General features: G+C 71.6%; 22 protein-coding genes and 3 pseudogenes. 14 read left to right on the top strand and 11 right to left on the bottom strand.

Translation table 11 applies throughout. From position 1 onward, the window contains the following. On the top strand, positions 1–1,024 hold a 1,024-nt coding region (locus tag ACFWN1_RS17545; protein WP_384362763.1), incomplete at its 5' end, for a hypothetical protein. Positions 1,025–1,043: 19 nt separating this feature from the next. On the opposite strand, the gene ACFWN1_RS17540 is transcribed toward ACFWN1_RS17545, so the two are convergent. Beyond that, positions 1,044–2,363: an ABC transporter substrate-binding protein gene (locus ACFWN1_RS17540; RefSeq protein ID WP_384362761.1), complete on the bottom strand. Its 1,320-nt coding sequence runs from the start codon at positions 2,361–2,363 to the stop codon at positions 1,044–1,046. Positions 2,364–2,480: 117 nt separating this feature from the next. On the opposite strand from ACFWN1_RS17540, the gene ACFWN1_RS17535 reads away from it, so the two are divergent. Beyond that, complete coding sequence (locus tag ACFWN1_RS17535; protein WP_384362759.1) at positions 2,481–2,981, top strand: hypothetical protein; 501 nt, start codon at positions 2,481–2,483, stop codon at positions 2,979–2,981. An 82-nt stretch (positions 2,982–3,063) separates the two neighbouring features. Continuing rightward, positions 3,064–3,957, top strand: a complete 894-nt coding sequence (gene purU, locus ACFWN1_RS17530; protein ID WP_384362757.1) for a formyltetrahydrofolate deformylase — start codon at positions 3,064–3,066, stop codon at positions 3,955–3,957. Between the two features lie 22 nt (positions 3,958–3,979). Here the strand turns inward: purU and ACFWN1_RS17525 are convergent, their stop codons facing one another. Continuing rightward, positions 3,980–5,170, bottom strand: a complete 1,191-nt coding sequence (locus tag ACFWN1_RS17525; RefSeq protein ID WP_384362755.1) for a maleylpyruvate isomerase N-terminal domain-containing protein — start codon at positions 5,168–5,170, stop codon at positions 3,980–3,982. After that, the gene (locus ACFWN1_RS17520) at positions 5,167–5,739 is read right to left on the bottom strand and encodes an RNA polymerase sigma factor (RefSeq protein WP_384362753.1); all 573 of its coding nucleotides are present in this window, start codon (positions 5,737–5,739) and stop codon (positions 5,167–5,169) included. Before ACFWN1_RS17520 ends, ACFWN1_RS17525 begins: the two co-directional genes overlap by 4 nt. 338 nt (positions 5,740–6,077) lie before the next feature. Between ACFWN1_RS17520 and ACFWN1_RS17515 the strand changes: the two genes are divergently transcribed. The 3 genes from ACFWN1_RS17515 to ACFWN1_RS17505 all read left to right on the top strand — a co-directional run bounded on the left by ACFWN1_RS17515 (position 6,078) and on the right by ACFWN1_RS17505 (position 7,453). After that, positions 6,078–6,458 (top strand): STAS domain-containing protein, encoded by a 381-nt coding sequence (locus ACFWN1_RS17515; protein ID WP_384362751.1) that lies wholly within the window; start codon positions 6,078–6,080, stop codon positions 6,456–6,458. A gap of 344 nt (positions 6,459–6,802) precedes the next feature. After that, positions 6,803–6,940, top strand: a complete 138-nt coding sequence (locus tag ACFWN1_RS17510) for a hypothetical protein (protein WP_384362749.1) — start codon at positions 6,803–6,805, stop codon at positions 6,938–6,940. An 18-nt stretch (positions 6,941–6,958) separates the two neighbouring features. Continuing rightward, positions 6,959–7,453: an ATP-binding protein gene (locus ACFWN1_RS17505; RefSeq protein WP_384362777.1), complete on the top strand. Its 495-nt coding sequence runs from the start codon at positions 6,959–6,961 to the stop codon at positions 7,451–7,453. A 246-nt stretch (positions 7,454–7,699) separates the two neighbouring features. Here the strand turns inward: ACFWN1_RS17505 and ACFWN1_RS17500 are convergent, their stop codons facing one another. Then, on the bottom strand, positions 7,700–7,834 hold the full coding sequence (locus ACFWN1_RS17500; RefSeq protein ID WP_384362747.1) for a hypothetical protein: 135 nt from the start codon (positions 7,832–7,834) through the stop codon (positions 7,700–7,702). A gap of 47 nt (positions 7,835–7,881) precedes the next feature. Then, positions 7,882–8,103 (bottom strand): annotated as a pseudogene (locus ACFWN1_RS17495) (AraC family transcriptional regulator); the annotation flags it as partial. Positions 8,104–8,174: 71 nt separating this feature from the next. Between ACFWN1_RS17495 and ACFWN1_RS17490 the strand changes: the two are divergent. Then, positions 8,175–8,342 (top strand): annotated as a pseudogene (locus ACFWN1_RS17490) (MFS transporter); the annotation flags it as partial. 116 nt (positions 8,343–8,458) lie between these two features. Here the strand turns inward: ACFWN1_RS17490 and ACFWN1_RS17485 are convergent. After that, the gene (locus tag ACFWN1_RS17485) at positions 8,459–9,232 is read right to left on the bottom strand and encodes a helix-turn-helix domain-containing protein (RefSeq protein ID WP_384362745.1); all 774 of its coding nucleotides are present in this window, start codon (positions 9,230–9,232) and stop codon (positions 8,459–8,461) included. A 321-nt stretch (positions 9,233–9,553) separates the two neighbouring features. Between ACFWN1_RS17485 and ACFWN1_RS17480 the strand changes: the two genes are divergently transcribed. The 3 genes and pseudogenes from ACFWN1_RS17480 to ACFWN1_RS17470 all read left to right on the top strand — a co-directional run. Beyond that, complete coding sequence (locus ACFWN1_RS17480; protein WP_384362743.1) at positions 9,554–10,054, top strand: glycine-rich domain-containing protein; 501 nt, start codon at positions 9,554–9,556, stop codon at positions 10,052–10,054. 132 nt (positions 10,055–10,186) lie between these two features. After that, positions 10,187–10,759 carry a class I SAM-dependent methyltransferase gene (locus ACFWN1_RS17475; RefSeq protein ID WP_384362741.1) on the top strand — a complete coding sequence of 191 codons (573 nt, stop codon included), beginning with the start codon at positions 10,187–10,189 and terminating at the stop codon, positions 10,757–10,759. 33 nt (positions 10,760–10,792) lie between these two features. Further along, positions 10,793–11,413 (top strand): annotated as a pseudogene (locus ACFWN1_RS17470) (MFS transporter); the annotation flags it as partial. Here ACFWN1_RS17470 and ACFWN1_RS17465 read toward each other — a convergent pair. The 3 genes from ACFWN1_RS17465 to ACFWN1_RS17455 form a co-directional block, all read right to left on the bottom strand. Continuing rightward, a complete protein-coding gene (locus ACFWN1_RS17465) occupies positions 11,410–12,588 on the bottom strand; it encodes a flavin-containing monooxygenase (RefSeq protein WP_384362739.1) in 1,179 nt (392 codons plus the stop codon). The pseudogene ACFWN1_RS17470 and the gene ACFWN1_RS17465 overlap by 4 nt on opposite strands. Before the next feature lie 271 nt (positions 12,589–12,859). Further along, the gene (locus ACFWN1_RS17460) at positions 12,860–13,069 is read right to left on the bottom strand and encodes a DUF397 domain-containing protein (protein ID WP_384362775.1); all 210 of its coding nucleotides are present in this window, start codon (positions 13,067–13,069) and stop codon (positions 12,860–12,862) included. After that, positions 13,069–13,953 carry a helix-turn-helix domain-containing protein gene (locus ACFWN1_RS17455; RefSeq protein WP_384362737.1) on the bottom strand — a complete coding sequence of 295 codons (885 nt, stop codon included), beginning with the start codon at positions 13,951–13,953 and terminating at the stop codon, positions 13,069–13,071. The genes ACFWN1_RS17460 and ACFWN1_RS17455 overlap by 1 nt, the downstream gene beginning before the upstream one ends. 220 nt (positions 13,954–14,173) lie before the next feature. On the opposite strand from ACFWN1_RS17455, the gene ACFWN1_RS17450 reads away from it, so the two are divergent. Continuing rightward, positions 14,174–14,491: a recombinase family protein gene (locus ACFWN1_RS17450; RefSeq protein WP_384362735.1), complete on the top strand. Its 318-nt coding sequence runs from the start codon at positions 14,174–14,176 to the stop codon at positions 14,489–14,491. Beyond that, positions 14,488–15,063 (top strand): ATP-binding protein, encoded by a 576-nt coding sequence (locus ACFWN1_RS17445; RefSeq protein WP_384362733.1) that lies wholly within the window; start codon positions 14,488–14,490, stop codon positions 15,061–15,063. The genes ACFWN1_RS17450 and ACFWN1_RS17445 overlap by 4 nt, the downstream gene beginning before the upstream one ends. Positions 15,064–15,069: 6 nt before the next feature. Here the strand turns inward: ACFWN1_RS17445 and ACFWN1_RS17440 are convergent, their stop codons facing one another. Further along, positions 15,070–15,756 (bottom strand): pyridoxal 5'-phosphate synthase, encoded by a 687-nt coding sequence (locus ACFWN1_RS17440; RefSeq protein WP_384362731.1) that lies wholly within the window; start codon positions 15,754–15,756, stop codon positions 15,070–15,072. Between the two features lie 103 nt (positions 15,757–15,859). Beyond that, positions 15,860–16,507, bottom strand: a complete 648-nt coding sequence (locus ACFWN1_RS17435; protein WP_384362729.1) for a TetR family transcriptional regulator — start codon at positions 16,505–16,507, stop codon at positions 15,860–15,862. Positions 16,508–16,630: 123 nt separating this feature from the next. Between ACFWN1_RS17435 and ACFWN1_RS17430 the strand changes: the two genes are divergently transcribed. Together ACFWN1_RS17430 and ACFWN1_RS17425 are read left to right on the top strand one after the other, a co-directional pair. Beyond that, positions 16,631–17,359 (top strand): VOC family protein, encoded by a 729-nt coding sequence (locus tag ACFWN1_RS17430; protein ID WP_384362727.1) that lies wholly within the window; start codon positions 16,631–16,633, stop codon positions 17,357–17,359. A gap of 192 nt (positions 17,360–17,551) precedes the next feature. Further along, positions 17,552–18,664 (top strand): serine/threonine-protein kinase (locus tag ACFWN1_RS17425; protein ID WP_384362725.1); only part of this gene is annotated, 1,113 nt, incomplete at its 3' end.

Below are 18,664 nucleotides of genomic sequence, written 5' to 3'. Positions count from 1 at the left end.
GACCCAGTACATCCCGCCGGTCCCGCCGGGCGGTGCCGACCAGGCTGCGACCCAGTACATCCCGCCGGTGGCGTCGGGTGCGCTGCCGCCCGAGGCCACCGGCGGCGACGGCCGCCAGGGCTACCCGCCGAAGCCCATGGACGAGGCGGCCACCCAGTACATCCCGCCGTACCAGGCCGGTGCGGACGGCGCCGACCGGCAGCCGCCCGCCGAGTTCGACAGCCTCTTCCGGGGCACCCCGGCCGGTGCGGACGCCCCCCAGGGCGCGACCCAGCAGATGCCCCGCATCCCGGCCGGTGACCCGCGTACGGCGCCGGTGGTGTCGGGCCGCCCCGCCTACCGGCCGCCGACGGACCACCCCCCGCACGAGGGTGGCGACGGCGGCGGACCGCGCGGCGGCCGCACCCGTTCACGCGTGCCGGTGATCGCGGCCATCGGCATCGGCATCGTCGTCCTCGGGCTCGGCGCGGGCGCGCTGCTCAGTGGCGGTGGTGACGACGACGACAGCCGGCCGACCGCCTCCTCCACCCCGGACGGCCGGCAGCCGTCGTCCGCCGCGGCCGCCGACGCGGCCCAGCCACAGGCGGCCGAGCTGGACAAGCTGCTCGCCGACAGCGGCAGCAGCCGCTCGACCGTGATCCAGTCCGTGGAGCGCATCAAGCAGTGCCAGGACCTGGACCAGGCCGCCGCCGACCTGCGCGGCGCCGCCCAGCAGCGCACCGACCTGGTGGCCCGGCTCGGCAAGCTGTCCGTGGACAAGCTGCCCGCCAACGCCGAGCTGACCGCGGCGCTGACCAAGGCGTGGCAGGCGTCGGCCTCGGCGGACAACCACTACGCGGTCTGGGCCAAGCAGGCCAAGAGCAAGAAGGTGTGCGGCAAGGGCCACGCCCGCGTGACCAACCAGGCCCAGGCGGCCGGCCAGGCCAGCGGCACGGCCACGGAGGAGAAGAAGAAGGCGGCCCAGCTCTGGAACGCCATCGCCGGCAAGTACGGGCTCACCACCCGCCAGCCGACCCAGCTCTGAGGCCCGGCGCGGACGGGGGTCAGCCCACGTCCGCGCCCTCCAGCGTCCGTGTCATGTCCCCGCCCGCGGCATCTCCCGCGTGGCCCGGCCGGACGGCGGTCAGCCTGCCCTCCTTGACCACCTGAAGAGTGACGTCGGCGTTGACCAGGCGAGGCAGGCCGACCGAGGCCAGCCGGGTCTCCTCCGGCCAGCGCAGGGTCGGGGTCAGCCCGCCGGTGGACACCTTCAGCCCGTCGTCGAGGGTGTGGCGCACCGCGTCCGGGGTCACGTCGCCGTCGCCGATCCGCTCCAGCACGGCCCGCAGCACGGTGTACGCGATCCAGGTGGTCTGCACCCCGGCGTCGGCCGGGTCGATGCGGTTGTCGCCGAACGCCTCCTCGTTGATCACCTGCTTCATCGGGTTCCAGCGGGGATCGGACGCCACCGGGTACCAGCCAGTGATGTACGCCCCCTCGTAGGGGCCCGTCGCCCCGCCCGTCGCGTTGATCTCCGTCTGGTCGACGCTGCCCAGCACCGTCGCCGTGCGCACCGGGGCGTGCTCGGTGCGGGCGCGGCGGAAGGAGTCCATGAAGGTGTCGGTGTGGTCCCCGAGCGCGGGCACCACGCAGCCCTCGCGCGCCGGGTCGGCGGTCGCGCGGCGCAGCGCCCGCTCGGCCTGCCTGCCGTACTCGGTGGCGTCCTCGGCGGCGAGCTGGTCGGTGGCCGCCGGGTGGCCGCCCGCCTTCAGGCCCGAGTCGAGCAGCGCGGGCAGCTCGTCCCCGGCGATGCTGTCCGGCCGGACCAGTGCGACCTGCCCGCACTCCTCGGCCAGCGCCTGCCCGAGCCCCGCCAGCAGCGCGGGCTGCCCGCCGTTGACCGGGTAGGAGTACGGGCCGGTGAACTCGTCGCCGGTGACGCCGTAGCCGCCGATGTAGGGGATGCCGGCGCTCTCCAGCGGGGCGAGGAAGGAGTCGCCGAACTGGCTGTAGGAGCCGACGACCGCGACGACGCCCTCCGCCGCCGCGCGCCGGGCGCACTTGGCGGCGCCCACGCTGTCGTTGTGCTCGTCGCAGGTCAGGACCGTGATGTGGCGGCCGCCGACGCCGCCGTGCTTGTTGACCCACTTCGCGTAGGCGAGGGCCATCGCGGGCATGCCGGGCTTGTTGGTGGCACTGGTGTTCTGTGGTGCCCATGTCATCACCCGGACCGTGTCGTCCCCGGAGCCGCCGTCCGTACCGGGTACGGCCCCGCAGCCGGCGGTCAGTGCGGCACAGGCGGCCAGCGCGCCGGCGTACCGGGCGGCCCGCCGAGGCCGGGGGGAGGGGAGGAAGCTGTCAGGGGTGCGTCGCCTGCCGGTCATGGGCCGCCACGATTCCCGCACACCGCCAACCGGGGAGTGACACCCGGTCGACCACGGGTGACGCGGAGGTGAACACCGGGGGCGGCTGTGGCTCATATGACGCGGAACGTACGATCGATGACCGTGCAAGGTTCGGAGAACTCTTCCCGTCGCGGCCGTCGCTCCTCCACCATGGGCGGTATGCCGCTAAACGACATGCCGTGGTGGCGCTGGCGCAGCAACGTGCGCTCCGCGCTGCACATGCTCTCCGACCCGGCCTTCCAGCGCGACGTCTGGCTCGCGGGCGTGCCGGGCTACGGGGACGTCACCGACGCGGTCTACCGGCTGGTGGAGGACACCTGGCTGGACAACTGGTCCGCGGAGAAATACGTCGGCACCATCTTCCGGGACTCCCAGGAGGCGGCGCTCGTGGACACCGCCGTGCTCCGGGTGCTGCGGATCGTGCACCAGGTCGGCCCGGACGCGCCGGTCGCCGTCTACCTCCAGCACCCGCAGTGGCCGGAGGCGGTACGGGCCGCCCAGGACGCCCATCTGCGCCTGGCCGCCGGCGACGGCGACGACCCGGCGGCCGCCCCGCGCACCCTGGAGGTGCTGCGCCTCCTGACGACCTCCATATGACGACCCCCGCCTGGTCTCCGCCCGAGTCCGCCTGACGGACGCGTACCCCGGCGGCGCCGCCCGGCGTGAGATCGTGTAGGGCATGAACGAGCAGCCCAGCCGAGCCGCCGCCGCTGTCGACACCACGGCGGACCAGTACGTCCTCACGCTCTCCTGCCCGGACAAGAAGGGCATCGTGCACGCCGTGTCGAGCTACCTCTTCATGACCGGCTGCAACATCGAGGACAGCCAGCAGTTCGGCGACCACGACACGGGCCTGTTCTTCATGCGCGTCCACTTCTCGGCGGACGCCCCCGTCACGCTGGACAAGCTCCGGGCGAGCTTCGCCGCGATCGGTGACTCCTTCCGCATGGACTGGCAGATCAGCCGGGGCGACGAGAAGATGCGCGTCGTGCTGATGGTCAGCAGGTTCGGGCACTGCCTGAACGACCTGCTGTTCCGGGCCGGCATCGGGGCGCTGCCGGTGGAGATCGCCGCCGTGGTGTCCAACCACACGGACTTCCAGGAGCTGGTGGGGTCGTACGGCATCCCCTTCCACCACATCCCGGTGACCCGCGACACCAAGGCGCAGGCCGAGGCGCGGGTGCTGGAGCTGGTGCGGGAGGAGCAGGTCGAGCTGGTCGTGCTCGCGCGGTACATGCAGGTGCTCTCGGACGGCCTGTGCAAGGAGCTGAGCGGGCGGATCATCAACATCCACCACTCGTTCCTGCCGAGCTTCAAGGGCGCCAAGCCGTATCACCAGGCGCACGAGCGGGGGGTCAAGCTGATCGGGGCCACCGCGCACTACGTCACCGCCGATCTCGACGAGGGGCCGATCATCGAGCAGGAGGTCGAGCGGGTGGGGCACGACTCGACGCCGGACCAGCTGGTCGCCATCGGGCGGGACGTGGAGTGCCAGGCGCTGGCCCGCGCCGTGAAGTGGCATGCCGAGCGGCGGATTCTGCTCAACGGGCGCCGGACCGTGGTGTTCGCGTAGCCGGGAGGACGTCCCGGGCCGCTCACATACGGCTCAGGGACGCGGCTGCCGTGAGTACGTCCCTGATCGCCTCCCGGTCGCCCCGCTGGCCCGCCGTCGTCTCGTCCGGGGTCAGGTGGCCCGCTGCCAGGCGGCAGAACTCGACTCCGTCCAGGGCCACATGGGCGACCTCGTGCTCGGGGACGGGGTCTGCCGGGGAGTCCAGCGGAATCAGCCACTGGCCGCCGGCCGCGCCCTCGATCTCCAGGCGCAGGCTGCGGCCGGGGGTGCCCGGCGGGGCCGCGCCCCGGTGTGCGGCCACCGCCAGCGGCAGCATGCGGGCCGCCAGCTCGATCATGCGGCTCAAGTGCGGCGGGGCGGGCGGTTCGTACGGGTACTCCACCGCCTTGGCGATGTCGTCCGCGTGCACCCAGCACTCGAAGGCGCGGTCCACCATCGCGTCCCGCAGCGGCAGCGTGAAGTCGCCGTAGCCGACCGGGAAGCCGCCCGTGCCGCCGGTGAAGGACACCGTGCGCAGCAGCTGATGGCTCTGGTCCCGCCAGCGGCCGCGTACCGCGCGGGTCTGCGGGAAGTGCGAGGCCCGCCAGAACGCCTCGGTCCGCCCGGCCGGCCCGGCCGCGTCCCGCACGTCCGGCTCCGCCTCGGCGACGGCCTCCGCCAGCGGGTCCGCCAGGCCGAGCGCGGTCGCCACCATGCCGTCGACCGACAGCAGATGCGCGATCACCCCGGCCACCGTCGTCCGGCGGGTCGCGGGGACGCCCGACTCGAACCAGCGCAGCCGCACCGGCGTGTGCCACTCGGCGTCCCCGAAGTCCCGCAGCAGCGCGTCCAGCCGGGCGGTCTCCGCGTCGTACGAGGCCGCCCACTCGGGGACCGGGATGCGCGGCGGGCGGCGGCGCAGGCAGTTCTCCAGCACCCGGTCGCGCAGCGTGGGGTCCACCTCCAGGCTCTCCGGGCGGTGCAGCAGGCCCACCGCCTCGCGCAGCCGCCGCGCCTCCTCGGCGCAGGCCCCGCACTCGCCGAGATGCTCCTCCACCGCGTCGGTCTCCGCCGCCGAGCAGGCGGCCAGCGCCCAGGCGCCGAGCAGGGAGCGCAGCACGTCGTGCGGGAGGCCGAGCCGCTCGGGTCCGCCGGGGGAGCGCGGCTCGGGTACGCGCGCGGCCGCGTCGTCCATGCGCCGGTCCGGCGCCCCGGAGTGGTCCGGGCCGTTCATCGCGCACCTCCGTGCTCCGGTGGTGTCCCGGTGTCGTGGGCGGTCGCGAGCAGTTGCAGGCCGAGGCGGAGCCGGCGGCGGGCCTCGTCCTCGGTGACGCCGAGGTCGGCGGCGGCCTGGCGGTAGTCCCGCCGCTGGACGTAGGCCAGCTCCAGCGCGGCGCGCAGCGGATGCGGCATCGAGTGGACGATGTAGTCGGCGCGGGCGGCGACGGAGGCGTGCCGGACCCGGCTCTCCAGGGCCGCCAGCTCCTCCGCCGAGTCACCGCCGAGCGCCGCCGTCTCGCTCTCGCGCAGCCGTGCCACGGCCAGCCGCTGGGTCGTCGCGGCGATCCAGGTGCGCAGCGGGCCCTGCCGGTGGTCGTAGGTGTCGGAGTGCTCCCAGACATGGGCGAAGACCTCGCGGGTCACCGCGTCGGCGGCCGGCTCGTCGCTCAGCACGCGGTGCGCGATGCCCTGCACCAGGGAGGCGAACCGGTCGTACAGCTCGCCCAGGGCGGCCGCCTCACCGCGCGCGAGCCGCCGCTGCATGGTGCGGTCCCAGCGGGGCGGTGCGTCCTTGGCCGGCATGCGGTTCCTCCCCTCGCCGTCTTCAAGGTGTGCCCGGCGTCCCCTCGAATGTAGTCGGCACGGCTGACAGCGCACGGCCCTTCGTGTCAATGCGCACCCCAGGCAGCTCCGCAGGTGGTAGAGGGTCCTTCACACCACCTTCACTTATCTCGGGCCATTCCCTGATCGAAGCACGATCGAACCCGATCGACAATGACCGAAAAAAGACCCACTGTCGATCATTCGCGGTTTGCGGTTCCGTGTTTCAGGGAAACGGCCGCTGGGCAGCCGCGCGGAAAGAACCGAAGGAACTGCTTCCGTTTCCGGGTGGTTCCGCGAGATCCGCCGAGCGGAGAGGTGTGGCCGTGACTTTCGAAGTGACCGGCACCGAACGGGGCGAATGGACGGTGCTCCTGGTGGCCGGCGAACTGGACCTGGTGACCTCGCCCGTGCTGCGGCAGCGGGTGCACGACGTGGTCGCCGAGGGCCGTCACAGCCTTGTCCTCGATCTCTCCGAGGTCTTCTTCTGCGACTCCAGCGGCGTCGGCGTGCTCATCGCCGTCCGCCGGCTGATCCGCTCGTGCCAGGGCAGGCTGCGGCTGATCCTGCCAGACCAGGGCGCGGAGGACGGTTCCCACGTGAACCGCGTGCTGGGCGCGCTCGGCGTCCGCCGCCTCTTCGACGTGCGCCCGGACGTGGCCTCGGCCACCGCCGACGAGGCGGGATCGCTGTCCGCCTGAGCACCGCTCCCGCCGGGGTGAGCGCCCTGGGAGCCACGATCCATGGCCTTGGATGTCGCGGATCGTGGCGACAATGCGTCACGCAACGTGCAGACTGCTCCCGTGCCCCGACTGTGACTCGTCACGGCCCGGAGTCGGCCGGGCCCTCCGGTACCTTGGGTGGGATGCGAGTGACCGCGACCGCGAGGGCCACCGGTGAGGCCCCGCGCCACGCCTGTTCGACTCCGCCGCGAGTGCGTCGCACAGTATGCCGCACGGGTACTCCTTCGCGCGGGAATATGCCCGAAGCGCTTGTTGGGGTGACTGTACGTCAACCATGCTGTCGCGTAAGGGAATCACGTTCCGTGACGTTTGCTCTGGCCGTTGTTCTGGCCATGCAGAAAATGGCTACGATCGTGGCCCTCGTCGTGCGGTTCGTCGCGGTTCGCGCCGTGGCGGCGGGTCGTCGTGCGGTCATGTGTCCGCCGGTTCGGATGGTGTGAGCGGTGCAGGTGCTTCAAGTGCAGCTGGAGATCCGGCCCGACCCCGAGGAAGTGGGGCGGGCGAGGAAGTGGGCCCGGTCGCGGCTCGCCGGGCTGGGGATAGCGGCCGACGAGCCGCTGGCCGAGACGCTGATCCTGCTCGTCTCCGAGCTGGTGACCAACGCGGTGGTCCACACCGGCCGCCCGGCACTGCTGCGGCTGTCGCTGCCCCGCGGCGCCGCGCCCCCCGCGTCCGCCGGCGCGGAGCAGGTGGCCTCGGTGACCGTGCGGCTGGAGGTGGCCGACGCCAGCTCCCGCGCGCCCGTGCCCCGCTGTGCCGGGCGCGACGCCACCGGCGGCCGGGGTCTCGCCCTCGTCGACTGTCTCGCCGACCGCTGGGGCTGGAGCCCCGAGGGAGCCGGCAAGAGCATCTGGTGCGAGCTGGACCGCTGCTCCCAGCCCCGCGAGGGCGCGGCCCCGGCGTACGGGGTCCAGCCCACCCCTTACGAGGATCTTCTCTTCGAAGCCTTCTAGCCGGCCTCGCGGGCGTGCGCCGGGTGTGCTTCCGTGCGCGCCCGGCGTGAAGAGGGCATAGGGCGTGAATCGCCGTACCGGTGTTGACGGGTGATACGCGCGTTGCGGAGGCTTGGGGACGGCGATTCCGCCGCGAGGGGGCGGCGAGGGCACGCGGGGATGAGTCCTCGCCGAGTGTGGGTCGCGCCGGCCGGTGGTGACGGGGGCATGAGGGGGGTGCGCCGCCGGCCGGTCCGCCGCCCGCGCTCACCCCGTCCCGGTGACGACGCCCGCGCGGAAGGTGCGCCGGTAGGCGGTCGGCGTCACCCCCAGCGCCTGCTGGAGATGCTGCCGCATCGACTGGGCCGTGCCGAATCCCGAGTCCCGCGCCACCTGGTCCACGGAGAGATCCGTCGCCTCCAGCAACTGCCGTGCCAGCTCGACGCGTTGTGCGGTACGTCCACCGCGAAGTCGGCGGCGGTCTCGACCGGGCCCGGCGGGCGGACGGAGCAGGTCACCACCTCGTACAGCGGGCGGCCTCGGGCGTCGGTCGGGCGGCCGAAGACGCGGTGCGGGATGCCGAGTTCGAAGGGGATGAGACCGTCCGGGGCGAGGACGGCGACGCGGTGCGGGCGAAGCTCGTTGTCCACGGGCGGGATCTCAGCGGTCATGGCCCGATCCTGGCGAACGCTGTCCCTCGGGCCACTCGCTGCGTACGGGCGGTGCCGGGACGCTGGAGCACGTGACTCAGACCCGTCCCGCTCCCGCCCCCGTCCAGGACGCACCGCGCCGTCGCGTGCACCGCGCCTGGTCCGTCGCCGCCGTCACCTTCGTCACGATCATCGGCGCGGCCGCCTTCCGGTCGCTGCCCGGACTGCTGATCGAACCGCTCAACACGGAGTTCGCGTGGTGAGGCTTTGGGGAATCTGAAGGCGGGTCTTGCGCTGTCAGTTTCCAACCGGCCGGGGCGGATTCGGCGGCAAGGCGCCCGTACGGGCCGCTCCCACAGGGGAGCGCCCCGATCCCTCACTGCGGTGTGGTCGAGTACCGTTCGATGCTCGCGCGGCTCGTCGATCGGTCGAGCAGGTGCAACTCCCACGGGCCCGTGTTCACATCGAAGTCCTTGCCGAACCCGACCCACTTGCCCGCCATGCGTCGGCCCGTCGGCTCGATGAGTAGCTGAATCGCACCGTGGTACCGGGCGCCCTGGTAGTACCCGTCAGCCGCCGTCTGCTCGGTCCACGTACCGGTGACGACGTTCCGGTCAACGGTGAGATCCAGGGACAACGGGCTGTCCGGGTTGGTCGACGCTCCGGGCAGGCTCTGGGCTGTCAGCCGGTTGCCGTGCTGGACGATCACGACGTGGTGCTTGCAGTCGAACGTCTCGTCACGGCTTGACGAGTAGAACTCGTACCGGGACAGCCAGATGCCCGCGTACTCGCTCTGCGGCTCCGGCTCCGGGCTTGTGACAGCGTCGGCCGTGCCGACTTCCCCAGCCTCCATGTCGTGGCCTCCTGCCCCGTCCGAGTGGACGCGTGTCATCGGGATCGCGAACCCCAGTGACTCGGGGGTGCGGCCGGTGAGCTGCTTCAGTGCCCGCGCGTACAGCGGGCGGCATGTCCTGGTCTCCCCGGACTCCCAGCGTTGCACGAGTCGCTTGGAGGCGTCGTTCGGCTCCCCCAACTCCTCGCCTGCGTCACGTAAGCCCCGGGCGAACTCGTCTTGGCTGAGGTTCATCGACTTGCGTACGGAGGTCAGTACGTCGTTGGGGATTCGCCCACTCTCTGCCGTAGTCGTCATGATCCGAGAGTAGCCACGCCACGCCTTCGATGACACCGGTTTGACGCCTTCGGGGTGACGCCGACATGACGCCCGAGGGACGCCTTGAACGTCGCCGCAATGGGCATGGCCTGTCCGGAACATGGACGTCATGTCCATCCGCATCAGCGCTTACACGGTGAGAGCCGACGGCACTCAGACCAAGCCGCGAACCCTGTACGAGGGTGAGGGCGGGGAACCCCTCGCTACCGGCCTGATGCCGCCGTGCCTGTGCCCCAAGTGCAGGGGTGGGCGACATGACCGGAGCACCACGGAGCCCCGATTGCGTGGAGGCAAGCCAGCATGAGCACGGCAGTAGTGATCCGCGACCCCAAGGCGTACGTCACCCCGGACGTGTGGGAGCGGGAGGTGGCCCTCCTGCTCCGCAACCCGGAGAACACGCGCGAACTGGCCGAGGCCAAGTTCGGACAGGCCATCGCCTACCTGGTCACGTGCGGCGAGAACCCGGACCTTCTCATGGGCCCGTCCGAGCAGGTGGATGAGGCGTGGCACTCGTTCATGCTCGACTCGATCCCGTACCACCACTTCACCAACCGGCACTTCGGCCGGTACATCCACCACGTACCGGAGCTTCCGGGGGCGGCGGTCGGGGTTCTGTGCGTGACCGACGACGAGGTGACGCGGGACGGGCATGATCCCAAGAACGGTGGCCCGCTCGTCCTGGAGCAGACGATCAAGGCTATCAAGGCGGCCGGGTTCGAGATCGACCCCGACCTGTGGGGCATGGAGGACGCGGCCGACTGCAACCAGTGCCACGCCGGGTGCCACGACTCGCCCAAGTAGTGCTGAAGAGAACGTGAGTTGGGGCCCCTCCCCGTATGTTGAGGATGGGCCCCTCTCGCAGGAAGGGATCACCGCATGTCATTGGCTCAGTCCTGGGACAGGTACGCGGTCGGGAGCAAGCCACGCAGCACCGTGAACGCCAAGGGTGATACGACCTGGCTGAATTGGACTCAGTACGCCGATCACGGGCCGAACGAGACCGTTCTGGGTCCCGTGGCCGGACGCCGGGTGCTGGAACTCGGCTCGGGGAGCGGCAGTAACCTCGCGCACCTGGTGACGCTGGGTGCGACAGGTCTGGGGGTGGACGTTGCCCCCACCCGCGAGATGGTCGCGCGAGGGCGCTGGGGCGACCTGCCGGGCCTTGAGTTCCGTACGGCGGAGGCGACGGCGTTCCTGAGCGAGACGGACGAGATGTTCGATGTCGTGCTCTCGATCTTTGGTGCCGTGTGGTTCGTCGATCCGGACACCCTGCTCCCGCTGGTCCGCTCGCGTATGGCGCCAGGAGGCATCCTGGCTTTTTCGCATTTGCCTCCAGGCAGTCAGGGGCCCAAGCCAGCCAAAGCCGGACTGCGGCACGACCGCACCCCGGATGAGTGGGGGCGCATCCTGACGGGGCATGGCTTCTCTGATGTGCGCGTGTCTCTGATCGACCCGCCAGAGGGCGGGACTGTGGGCACGATGCTTGTCCGTGCCCTGTCGGCCTGACCGCGTAGCTGTGCGCCTGCCTCAGGCGTTCTGACGGGGGCCGCGCGGCGGGCGCTCACTGTGCTGGCCTCGGCCGGGCGCACGGGGCAGTTCTGGCTGCTCGCGGGCAGCTTCGCGATCTGCGGGGCGTCCACCAACGGCCTGATCCAGACCCACTTCGTGCCCGCCGCCCACGACCACGGCATGCCCGCACCGGCGGCGGCCTCGCTGCTCGCGGTGATCGGGGTGTTCGACGTGCTCGGCACCATAGCCTCCGGCTGGTTCACCGACCGCTACGACTCCCGGCGGCTGCTCGCCGTCTACTACGCGCTGCGCGGCGTCTCGCTGCTCTTCCTGCCGATGCTGCTGGGCCCGGCCGTGCGGGTGCCGATGGTGTTCTTCATCGTCTTCTACGGCCTGGACTGGGTCGCCACCGTCCCGCCCACCCTGGCGCTGTGCCGGGAGCGGTTCGGGGACGACAGTGCGATCGTCTTCGGCTGGGTGCTCGCCTCGCACCAGCTCGGCGCGGCCCTCGTCGCGTGGCTCGGCGGCTTCGCCCGCGACGTCTTCGGCAGCTACGACATGGTCTGGTACGCCTCCGGCTCGCTGTGCGCGGCGGCGGCCCTGATGTCGCTGGTGATCCGGCGCCGGCCCGCCGTCGTGGCGGTCGCCTAACGCAGGCGCCGGGCGACCGACTTGGCGATCTTCTGCGCGTCGGTCGCCAGCTCGCGGAACATGCCGCTGATCGGGTTGGTGAACCCGGTGAAGTACAGACCGGGGGCGTCCTTCGGGGTGCGGGCGCCGTGCACGGTGGGCCGCCCGCGCTCGTCCAGCACGCCCAGGTGGCCCACCAGGGAGTCCAGCCCCCGCCGGTACCCGGTCGCCGCGATCACCGCGTCCGGCGCGATCCGGGTGCCGTCGGCGAGGGCCACCTCGCCGTCCTCGAACCCCTCGACGGCGGCCACGATCTCCACCTTCGCGGTGCGCACGGCGTCGATCAGGCCGACGTCCTGCACGGGGATCGCGCCCTCCCGGACCCTGCTGTACAGCCCGGCCTCCGGACGCGGCAGCCCGTGCGCGGAGAGATCCGGGGTGCTGACGCGGGCCATCGGCCGGGCGAGCCGGTCCACCAGCCGCACCGGCAGCCGCCGCACCACGATCCCGGTGTACTGGGCCGCCCAGCCGGCCGTGGAGCGGCGCACGATGTGCGGTGCCGTCCGCACCGCCAGCCGCACCCGCGAGGCACCGCCCGCAACCAGGTCCACGGCGATCTCCGCCCCCGTGTTGCCGACCCCGACCACCAGCACGTCCCGGCCCGCGTACGGCGCCGGGTTCCGGTACGACGAGGCGTGCAGCAGCTCGCCCTCGAAGCCGTCCGCGCCGGGCCACTCCGGCAGGCGCGGGGTGTGGTTGTGGCCGGTGGCGACCACCACCGCGGCGCCGGTCAGCTCACGCCCGCCGGAGGCGTGCAGCAGCCACCCCGGGCCGTCCCCGGCCTGCTCCACCCGGAACACCTCGACGCCGGTGACGATCTCCAGCTCATGGTGCTCGGCGTACTTCTCCAGGTACCGGACCACGTCGTCCCGCGCCACCCACCGGCCGAACCTGCGCGGTATCGCCAGCCCCGGCAGCGCGGACAGCCGCCGGGTGGTGTGCAGCCGCAGCCGGTCGTAGTGCCGCCGCCAGGACGCCCCCACCCGGTCGCTCTTCTCCAGCACCACCGCCCGCACCCCGCGTGCCCGCAACGCGTACGCGACCGCGAGACCGCCCGGACCCGCCCCGATGACGTACACGGGACGGTCGGCGGGGGTCGCGGAGAGGTCCGTGAACGAGGGACGCGAGTCGGCCATAGCGCGAGCGTATTCACCCACCCGATTGATGGGTCTCGGTCAAGACCGGAATCGGTTGCGAATTGATCACGGCCGGGCAGTCCGACGTACGGCTCGCTGAGCTTCCTCGGTGAGGGTGGCACGGGTGTGTCTGCTCACTGGCGTTGCTGAGCGGTAACGGCCTGCCGGAGGGGCATCACGCCCCGCGCGCCCGGACACGGCCCGGACGCGAAGGAGCGCCCGACCAGCCACATGGTCGGGCGCTCTGGCTGCTGCGTGCGGACGGACGGTGTTACCGCTGCTTGAACTCGCCGTCCAGCATGCCGCCCTCGAACGCGGCCCACTCGCCAGGGGTGAAGAGGAGAGCCGGGCCGTTTCCGTTGTCCTTGCTGTCACGCATGGCCACACGGCCATCGTTCAGGAAAGCGACTTCCACACACTGGGCGTTGTTCTGAGAGCGGCTGGACTTACGCCACACCGCGCCCGTGAGCTCCGAACTCATCATCGCGCAAACTCCTTTGCCGCTTGGTGAAGCATGTTCTGTGTGTCCTCGGCGTCCAGGGCCGTGTCCCAGATCGACGTGAACGCCTTGTCGTACCGCTCGATCTCCGGCGGCTTGTCGAGGTAGAGGTCGCCGGTGAAGCCCTCCATGTAAACGGTGGACGGCTCCGTGGGCTGACCATCACTGTTGACAGGGTAGTGGAGGATGGTGAAGGGGCCGGACACGAGTCCGTAGTGCAGGCCGGCCGCGAACGGCACCACCCGCAGTGAGACGTTCGGCATGTCCATCGTCTCCGCCAGCCGGTCCAACTGGCGAGCCATCACCTGACCGCCGCCGACCGGCTGACGAAGCACTGCTTCACCGAGCGCCAGTTCCAGGGTAGGCGGGGCGGTCACCCTGGTCAGTAGCTCCTGCCGCGCCATCCGGACGTGCACCCTGCGTTCGATCTCGGCGGCATCAACGTCGGGGTGGCCCGCCTGGATCAGGGCGCGAGCGTAGTCGTCCGTCTGCACCAGACCGGGCACGAGGTCCTTGATGTACTGCTGCATGCTGGCAGCCGCACCCTCAAGCCCGATGAACAGGTCGAACCCCTCCGGGATCACGTCACCGTAGGAGTGCCACCACCCTCGGTTCTTCGTCTCCTTCGCGAGGCCCATCAGACCCTGGGTCAACTCGGCATCCGCGCCGTACACGCGGCACATGGTCTCAACGTCCAGGCTGCGCATGGACGTCTGGCCCGTCTCGATACGCCAGATCTTCTGATCCGACCACTCCAGTGCCGTCGATGCCGCCCGCACGGTCAGCCGCGCCCGATTGCGCAGCTCACGTAGGTGCCGCCCCAGTTGACGACGGGGCACGGTCGAACCGCTTGCCGCTTCTGCCACTTGGCCTACCTCCGATCTGGAACCAATCCTACATTTGAAATGGAACACCGAATATTGCCACTGTGGAATGCAATACATTTGTTCGAGAATCTCGCTTCCAGATTCTCAATGTGGAGTGTTGCATGTTTCAGTAATCCGGTGCTTCACTCGGTAACTCCACAGGGCTGCTGCGAACACGCTGCGTGTGGATCGCAGGCATGGCGAGGGAGCACGAAGCGCGATGAATCCGCTGATCTTTGGCTACATGCGAGTCCCCGACGACATGAGCGACGAGGAGGCGAAGAAGAAGCATGACGACCTCACCGGCTACGCGGAGGTCAACGGGTTCCAGCTGGCCGCCGTGTTCTACGAATACGTGACGGGAGCGCAGACGGCCTTCATGGCATTGGTCGAAGCCGTCCGGCACGCTGAGGCGAAGCACGTGATCGTGCCGTCCTACCGGGAGCTGGCGCTCAACAAGTCGCTCCAGGACGTGATGCTGACCCACCTCTCGCACGCCACCGGCGCAGAGGTCATCAGCTTGGACGAGTGCTCATGACGCCCCAAGCGCCGCCGTACCGGCCGCAGAACGTGCGCTTCTTCGACCAACTGTCGCTGGCGGCGGTGCGGTCGGCCGTCTCGAACTCCCGCCACTTTCTCCGGCTGACCCTCAGCAAGTGGCAGGCGGCGTTCGTCGAGGACGACGCTCTCCTGATCGCGTCGGAGCTGGTGACCAACGCGATCACGGCGACCGGCATACTCGCCGAAGGCCCCACGTGGGGCGAGCTGGAGAAGCTCGACCTCGTTCACGTGCGGCTGGTCGGCCTGGAGGACAGCATCGTGATCGAGGTGTGGGACGTCTCGGAGCAGGTGCCCGTGGTCCAGGAGGCTGACGCCGGTGCCGAAGGCGGGCGCGGTCTTCTCCTCGTGCGGCAGCTCGCCGAGCGCTGGGGCTTCTACGCCACCGCGGACGGCAAGGTGGTCTGGGCGGAGCTGGCGGTGCGACCGCCGCAACCGACGCCACCGCCGCGGCGGGAGACGCCGGCGCGCACGACGGCCACCGCCGGGGTGAGCGGGCAGCGGCTCGGGTTCCGCCCGGTCACCGACTTCGCCACCTGGACGTTCGCCTGACGGCCCTCACGGCCACAGCAGGCGCCGCTCCCAGCCGAACTCCGTGCGCCGGTACTCCAGGCGGACGTGGCGGCGGTCGGGGTCGCCCTGGAAGAACTCGATCGTGCGGGGGTGGAGGCGGTACAGGGTCCAGGTGGGGGCGGGGGTGGCGGGGTTCTCGCGGGCCTGGGACCAGGCGTCCTCGGAGGCCCGGCGCAGCTCCTCCAGCGAGCCCAGGTCCTCGCTCTGCCGGCCGGTGAGGGCGGCGGCGAGGGCGCCGGTGGAGCGGGCCCGGAGGTCGGCCTGGGCGGCCTCGGCGGGGGCGGCCGAGACCGGGCCTCGGACGCGGACCTGGCGGCCCAGCGCCGGCCAGTAGAAGGCGAGGGCCGCGTACGGGTGGGCGATCAGGTCGCGGCCCTTGCGGCTGGTCGAGTGGGTGCCGAAGGTCCAGGCGTCGGGATCCGCGCCGTGCAGCAGCAGGACGCGTACGTCCGGGCGGCCCTCCTCGTCCACCGTCGCGAGCGACATGGCGTGCGGCTCCGGCTGGCCCGCCCGCGCCGCGTCGGCCAGCCAGGCGGTGAACAGGGGGAGCGGGGTCGGGGGAGCGGTGTCCGGGTCGAAGGGCCGCAGCTCGGTGGTGTCCGGGGACCAGACCCCCAGGGAGCGCAGCAGCCCGTCGAGTCCGTCGTGTGTCTCGTCTGTCTCGTGTGCCATGGGGGCGAGTATCCGTCCCCGGACACGGCGACAGGCGGTGATCCACGCCGAGGTGGACCACCGCCTGCCAGACAGGACTTGGGGCCGGTGCCGGTGCCGGTCGCTACTTCGTGGGCTTCTTGCCGGTCACTCCCAGATAGATCAGCAGCGCCAGGCTGGGCTTGATCTCGGGCTGCTTGACGCCCCAGGCGGTGAAGCCCTTCTGATGGGCCGCGACCGAGGCCAGCATGGTGACGAGGGAACCGGCGACGGCCGCCGGATTCACGTCCTTGTCCACCCGGCCCTTGGACTGCAACTCGGTGATCGCGTCGGAGAGGGAACCGTTCACCGCGTTCAGGATCTTCATCCGCAGCTTGTTGAACCGCTTGTCGCCCTCGGCCGCCGCCAGGTCGACCACCCGCAGGATCGCGTCATGGCGCCGGTAGAAGTCCAGGAAGCCGTCCACCAGGTCCTGCGCGGTCTGCCACCCCGCCTTCCCGGTCCAGCCGCGCCCCGCGAGCAGCTCGGTCAGCCCGGCGCTCTCGGCGGCCATCGAGTCGGCGATCTCCAGGACGGCGCCCTCGACGTCCGGGAAGTACTGGTAGAAGGTCGCGGGCGAGGTGCCCGCCTTCCGCGCGACATCGATGACCTTGACATCTCGGTACGGGGAGGAGCTGAGCATCTCGCTGAGGCAGTCGAGCAGCTTCTGCCGGGTCGCCTGCCCACGCCTGCCGGCCACCCGGCCGTCGACGGTACGCACTTGTCCTGTCATGCCGTCAGCTTACCGACGGGGGGCAGGAGCGCGATTCGGCCGACTGCAAATGGGGCGCGGACCCGGCTGAGGCAAGCTTTCCCTGGTCCTGCGGGGTGCGCGGGTCCCGGTTACTTTGACGACATGGCCGAAAACAGTGCATCGATTTACGGAGAGGGCACCCCCTGCTGGGCGGACGCCCAGCTCCCCGACGTCGAGGCGGGCAAGCGGTTCTACGGCGAGCTGTTCGGGTGGACCTTCGACGGCGAGGACGCCCCCGGCGGCCCCCTCTGGGCCCGGCTGGACGGCGAACCCGTCGCCTCGCTCGCGCCCAAGTCCGACGGCCGGATGCCCACGGTCTGGACGGTGTACTTCGCCACCCCGGACGCCCACGCCCTGACCTGGAAGGTCACCGACGCCGGGGGCAGGCTCATCTCCGGCCCCACCACGGTGGCCGACCTCGGCGCCGCCGCCCTGGTCACCGACCCGCAGGGCGCGGTGTTCGGGCTGTGGCAGTCCGCCGGCCACCCCGGCTTCGGACGGCGCCGCGAGCCGGGCGCGTTCGTCTGGACCGAGCTGTACACCCCCGACCCCCGCGCCGCGAACACCTTCTACGGCGACCTGTTCCACGAGGCCCTGTTCGGCCCCGGCGCCGACCCCGACTTCGGCCGTGCCCTCCTCACCGACGTCTTCCCGGCCGAGATGCCCGCGCACTTCGTCGTGCACTTCCGCGTCGGCGGCCTCGACACCGCGCTCGCCACCGTGCGCCGTCTCGGCGGCCGGGTCCAGGTGCCGCCCTTCGACGCGTCGTACGGCTCGGTGGCCGTCGTCACGGACAATCAGGGGGCGTCCTTCGCGCCGCTGACCCGGTGACGGGACGCCGCGGGGGCGGTGAAATGACGGGATAGGGCACGAGACACCCCGATTCGCCACCTGGTTCGCAACCGGCCGCCCGGCCAGGAAGAATCGGGGTGCGTGCCGCCAGGGCGGTGCGGTGGTGAGACGCTGCACTTCGGTCGCGTCCAAAGGCGGAAGACGCGGCTCGTACGGGGAGGTGGCAGGCAAGTGGTGGATCAGCTTACTCAGCACGATCCGCGGCGGATCGGGCCGTTCGAGGTGCTGGGCCGGCTGGGGGCCGGCGGCATGGGGCTGGTCTATCTGGCGCGCTCGGCGTCGGGGCGGCGGGTGGCCATCAAGACGGTCCGCACGGAGCTGGCCGAGGACCAGCTCTTCCGGGTCCGCTTCACCCGCGAGGTGGAAGCGGCCCGCGCGGTGTCCGGCTTCTACACGGCCGCCGTCGTCGACGCCGACCCGCGCGCGGCGGTGCCCTGGCTGGCCACCGCGTACGTCCCCGCGCCCTCGCTCGAGGAGATAGTGAACGAGTGCGGGCCGCTCCCGGCCCAGGCGGTGCGCTGGCTCGCGGCGGGCGTTGCCGAGGCCCTCCAGTCCATCCACGGCGCGGGGTTGGTCCACCGCGACATGAAGCCGTCCAACGTCCTGGTGGTCGAGGACGGCCCCCGGGTCATCGACTTCGGCATCGCCTCCGGGGTGTCCAACACGCGGCTGACGATGACCAACGTGGCGGTCGGCACCCCGGCCTACATGTCGCCCGAGCAGGCCAAGGACTCCCGCAGCGTCACCGGCGCCAGCGACGTGTTCTCGCTCGGCTCCACCCTGGTCTTCGCCGCCACCGGCCACCCGCCCTTCCACGGCGCCAACCCGGTCGAGACCGTGTTCATGCTGCTGCGCGAGGGCCCTGACGTCACCGGGCTGCCCGACGAGCTGCGCCCGCTGATCGAGGCGTGCATGCAGCTGGAGGCGCCCGGCAGACCCTCCCCGGCCGACCTCCAGGCGCAGCTGGCCCCGCATCTGTTCGGCTCCGGCTCCGACGACTCCGGTACCGCCTCCGCCTGGCTGCCGGAGAAGGCCGTCGCCCTCATCGAGTCCCGCCGGGGCAGCCGGCCGCCCGCCAAGCCCGCCCCGCTGCCGCCCGGCCCGCGCGGCGCCGGCCGCCCGGCGCTGCCCCCGCCGCCGTCGTACGACCCGGTCGTCCCGGCTCCCCGCCCCGTGTCCCCGGTCCCCGTGCCGTCCGGCGGCCCCGACACCGGGCCGGTGCGGCTGGCCGGGGTGAAGGTGCCCCACGGGCCCCGCCCCCCCCGCGCCCCCGCCCCCCCGGCC

It is taken from the genome of Streptomyces sp. NPDC058459, from assembly GCF_042721685.1.
In the GTDB taxonomy this organism is placed as follows: domain Bacteria; phylum Actinomycetota; class Actinomycetes; order Streptomycetales; family Streptomycetaceae; genus Streptomyces.
This window is presented reverse-complemented; position numbering and strand designations above follow the sequence as displayed.

Bases quoted from the DNA above. Each gene is read 5' to 3' on its own strand.
- ACFWN1_RS17465 (WP_384362739.1), bottom strand. From the start codon at position 12,588: ATGGCCGACTCGCGTCCCTCGTTCACGGACCTCTCCGCGACCCCCGCC.
- purU (WP_384362757.1), top strand. From the start codon at position 3,064: ATGAACGAGCAGCCCAGCCGAGCCGCCGCCGCTGTCGACACCACGGCG.
- ACFWN1_RS17540 (WP_384362761.1), bottom strand. From the start codon at position 2,363: ATGACCGGCAGGCGACGCACCCCTGACAGCTTCCTCCCCTCCCCCCGG.
- ACFWN1_RS17440 (WP_384362731.1), bottom strand. From the start codon at position 15,756: ATGGCACACGAGACAGACGAGACACACGACGGACTCGACGGGCTGCTG.
- ACFWN1_RS17445 (WP_384362733.1), top strand. From the start codon at position 14,488: ATGACGCCCCAAGCGCCGCCGTACCGGCCGCAGAACGTGCGCTTCTTC.
- ACFWN1_RS17520 (WP_384362753.1), bottom strand. From the start codon at position 5,739: ATGCCGGCCAAGGACGCACCGCCCCGCTGGGACCGCACCATGCAGCGG.
- ACFWN1_RS17535 (WP_384362759.1), top strand. From the start codon at position 2,481: ATGACCGTGCAAGGTTCGGAGAACTCTTCCCGTCGCGGCCGTCGCTCC.
- ACFWN1_RS17460 (WP_384362775.1), bottom strand. From the start codon at position 13,069: ATGAGTTCGGAGCTCACGGGCGCGGTGTGGCGTAAGTCCAGCCGCTCT.
- ACFWN1_RS17525 (WP_384362755.1), bottom strand. From the start codon at position 5,170: ATGAACGGCCCGGACCACTCCGGGGCGCCGGACCGGCGCATGGACGAC.
- ACFWN1_RS17480 (WP_384362743.1), top strand. From the start codon at position 9,554: ATGAGCACGGCAGTAGTGATCCGCGACCCCAAGGCGTACGTCACCCCG.
- ACFWN1_RS17450 (WP_384362735.1), top strand. From the start codon at position 14,174: ATGAATCCGCTGATCTTTGGCTACATGCGAGTCCCCGACGACATGAGC.
- ACFWN1_RS17435 (WP_384362729.1), bottom strand. From the start codon at position 16,507: ATGACAGGACAAGTGCGTACCGTCGACGGCCGGGTGGCCGGCAGGCGT.
- ACFWN1_RS17485 (WP_384362745.1), bottom strand. From the start codon at position 9,232: ATGACGACTACGGCAGAGAGTGGGCGAATCCCCAACGACGTACTGACC.
- ACFWN1_RS17430 (WP_384362727.1), top strand. From the start codon at position 16,631: ATGGCCGAAAACAGTGCATCGATTTACGGAGAGGGCACCCCCTGCTGG.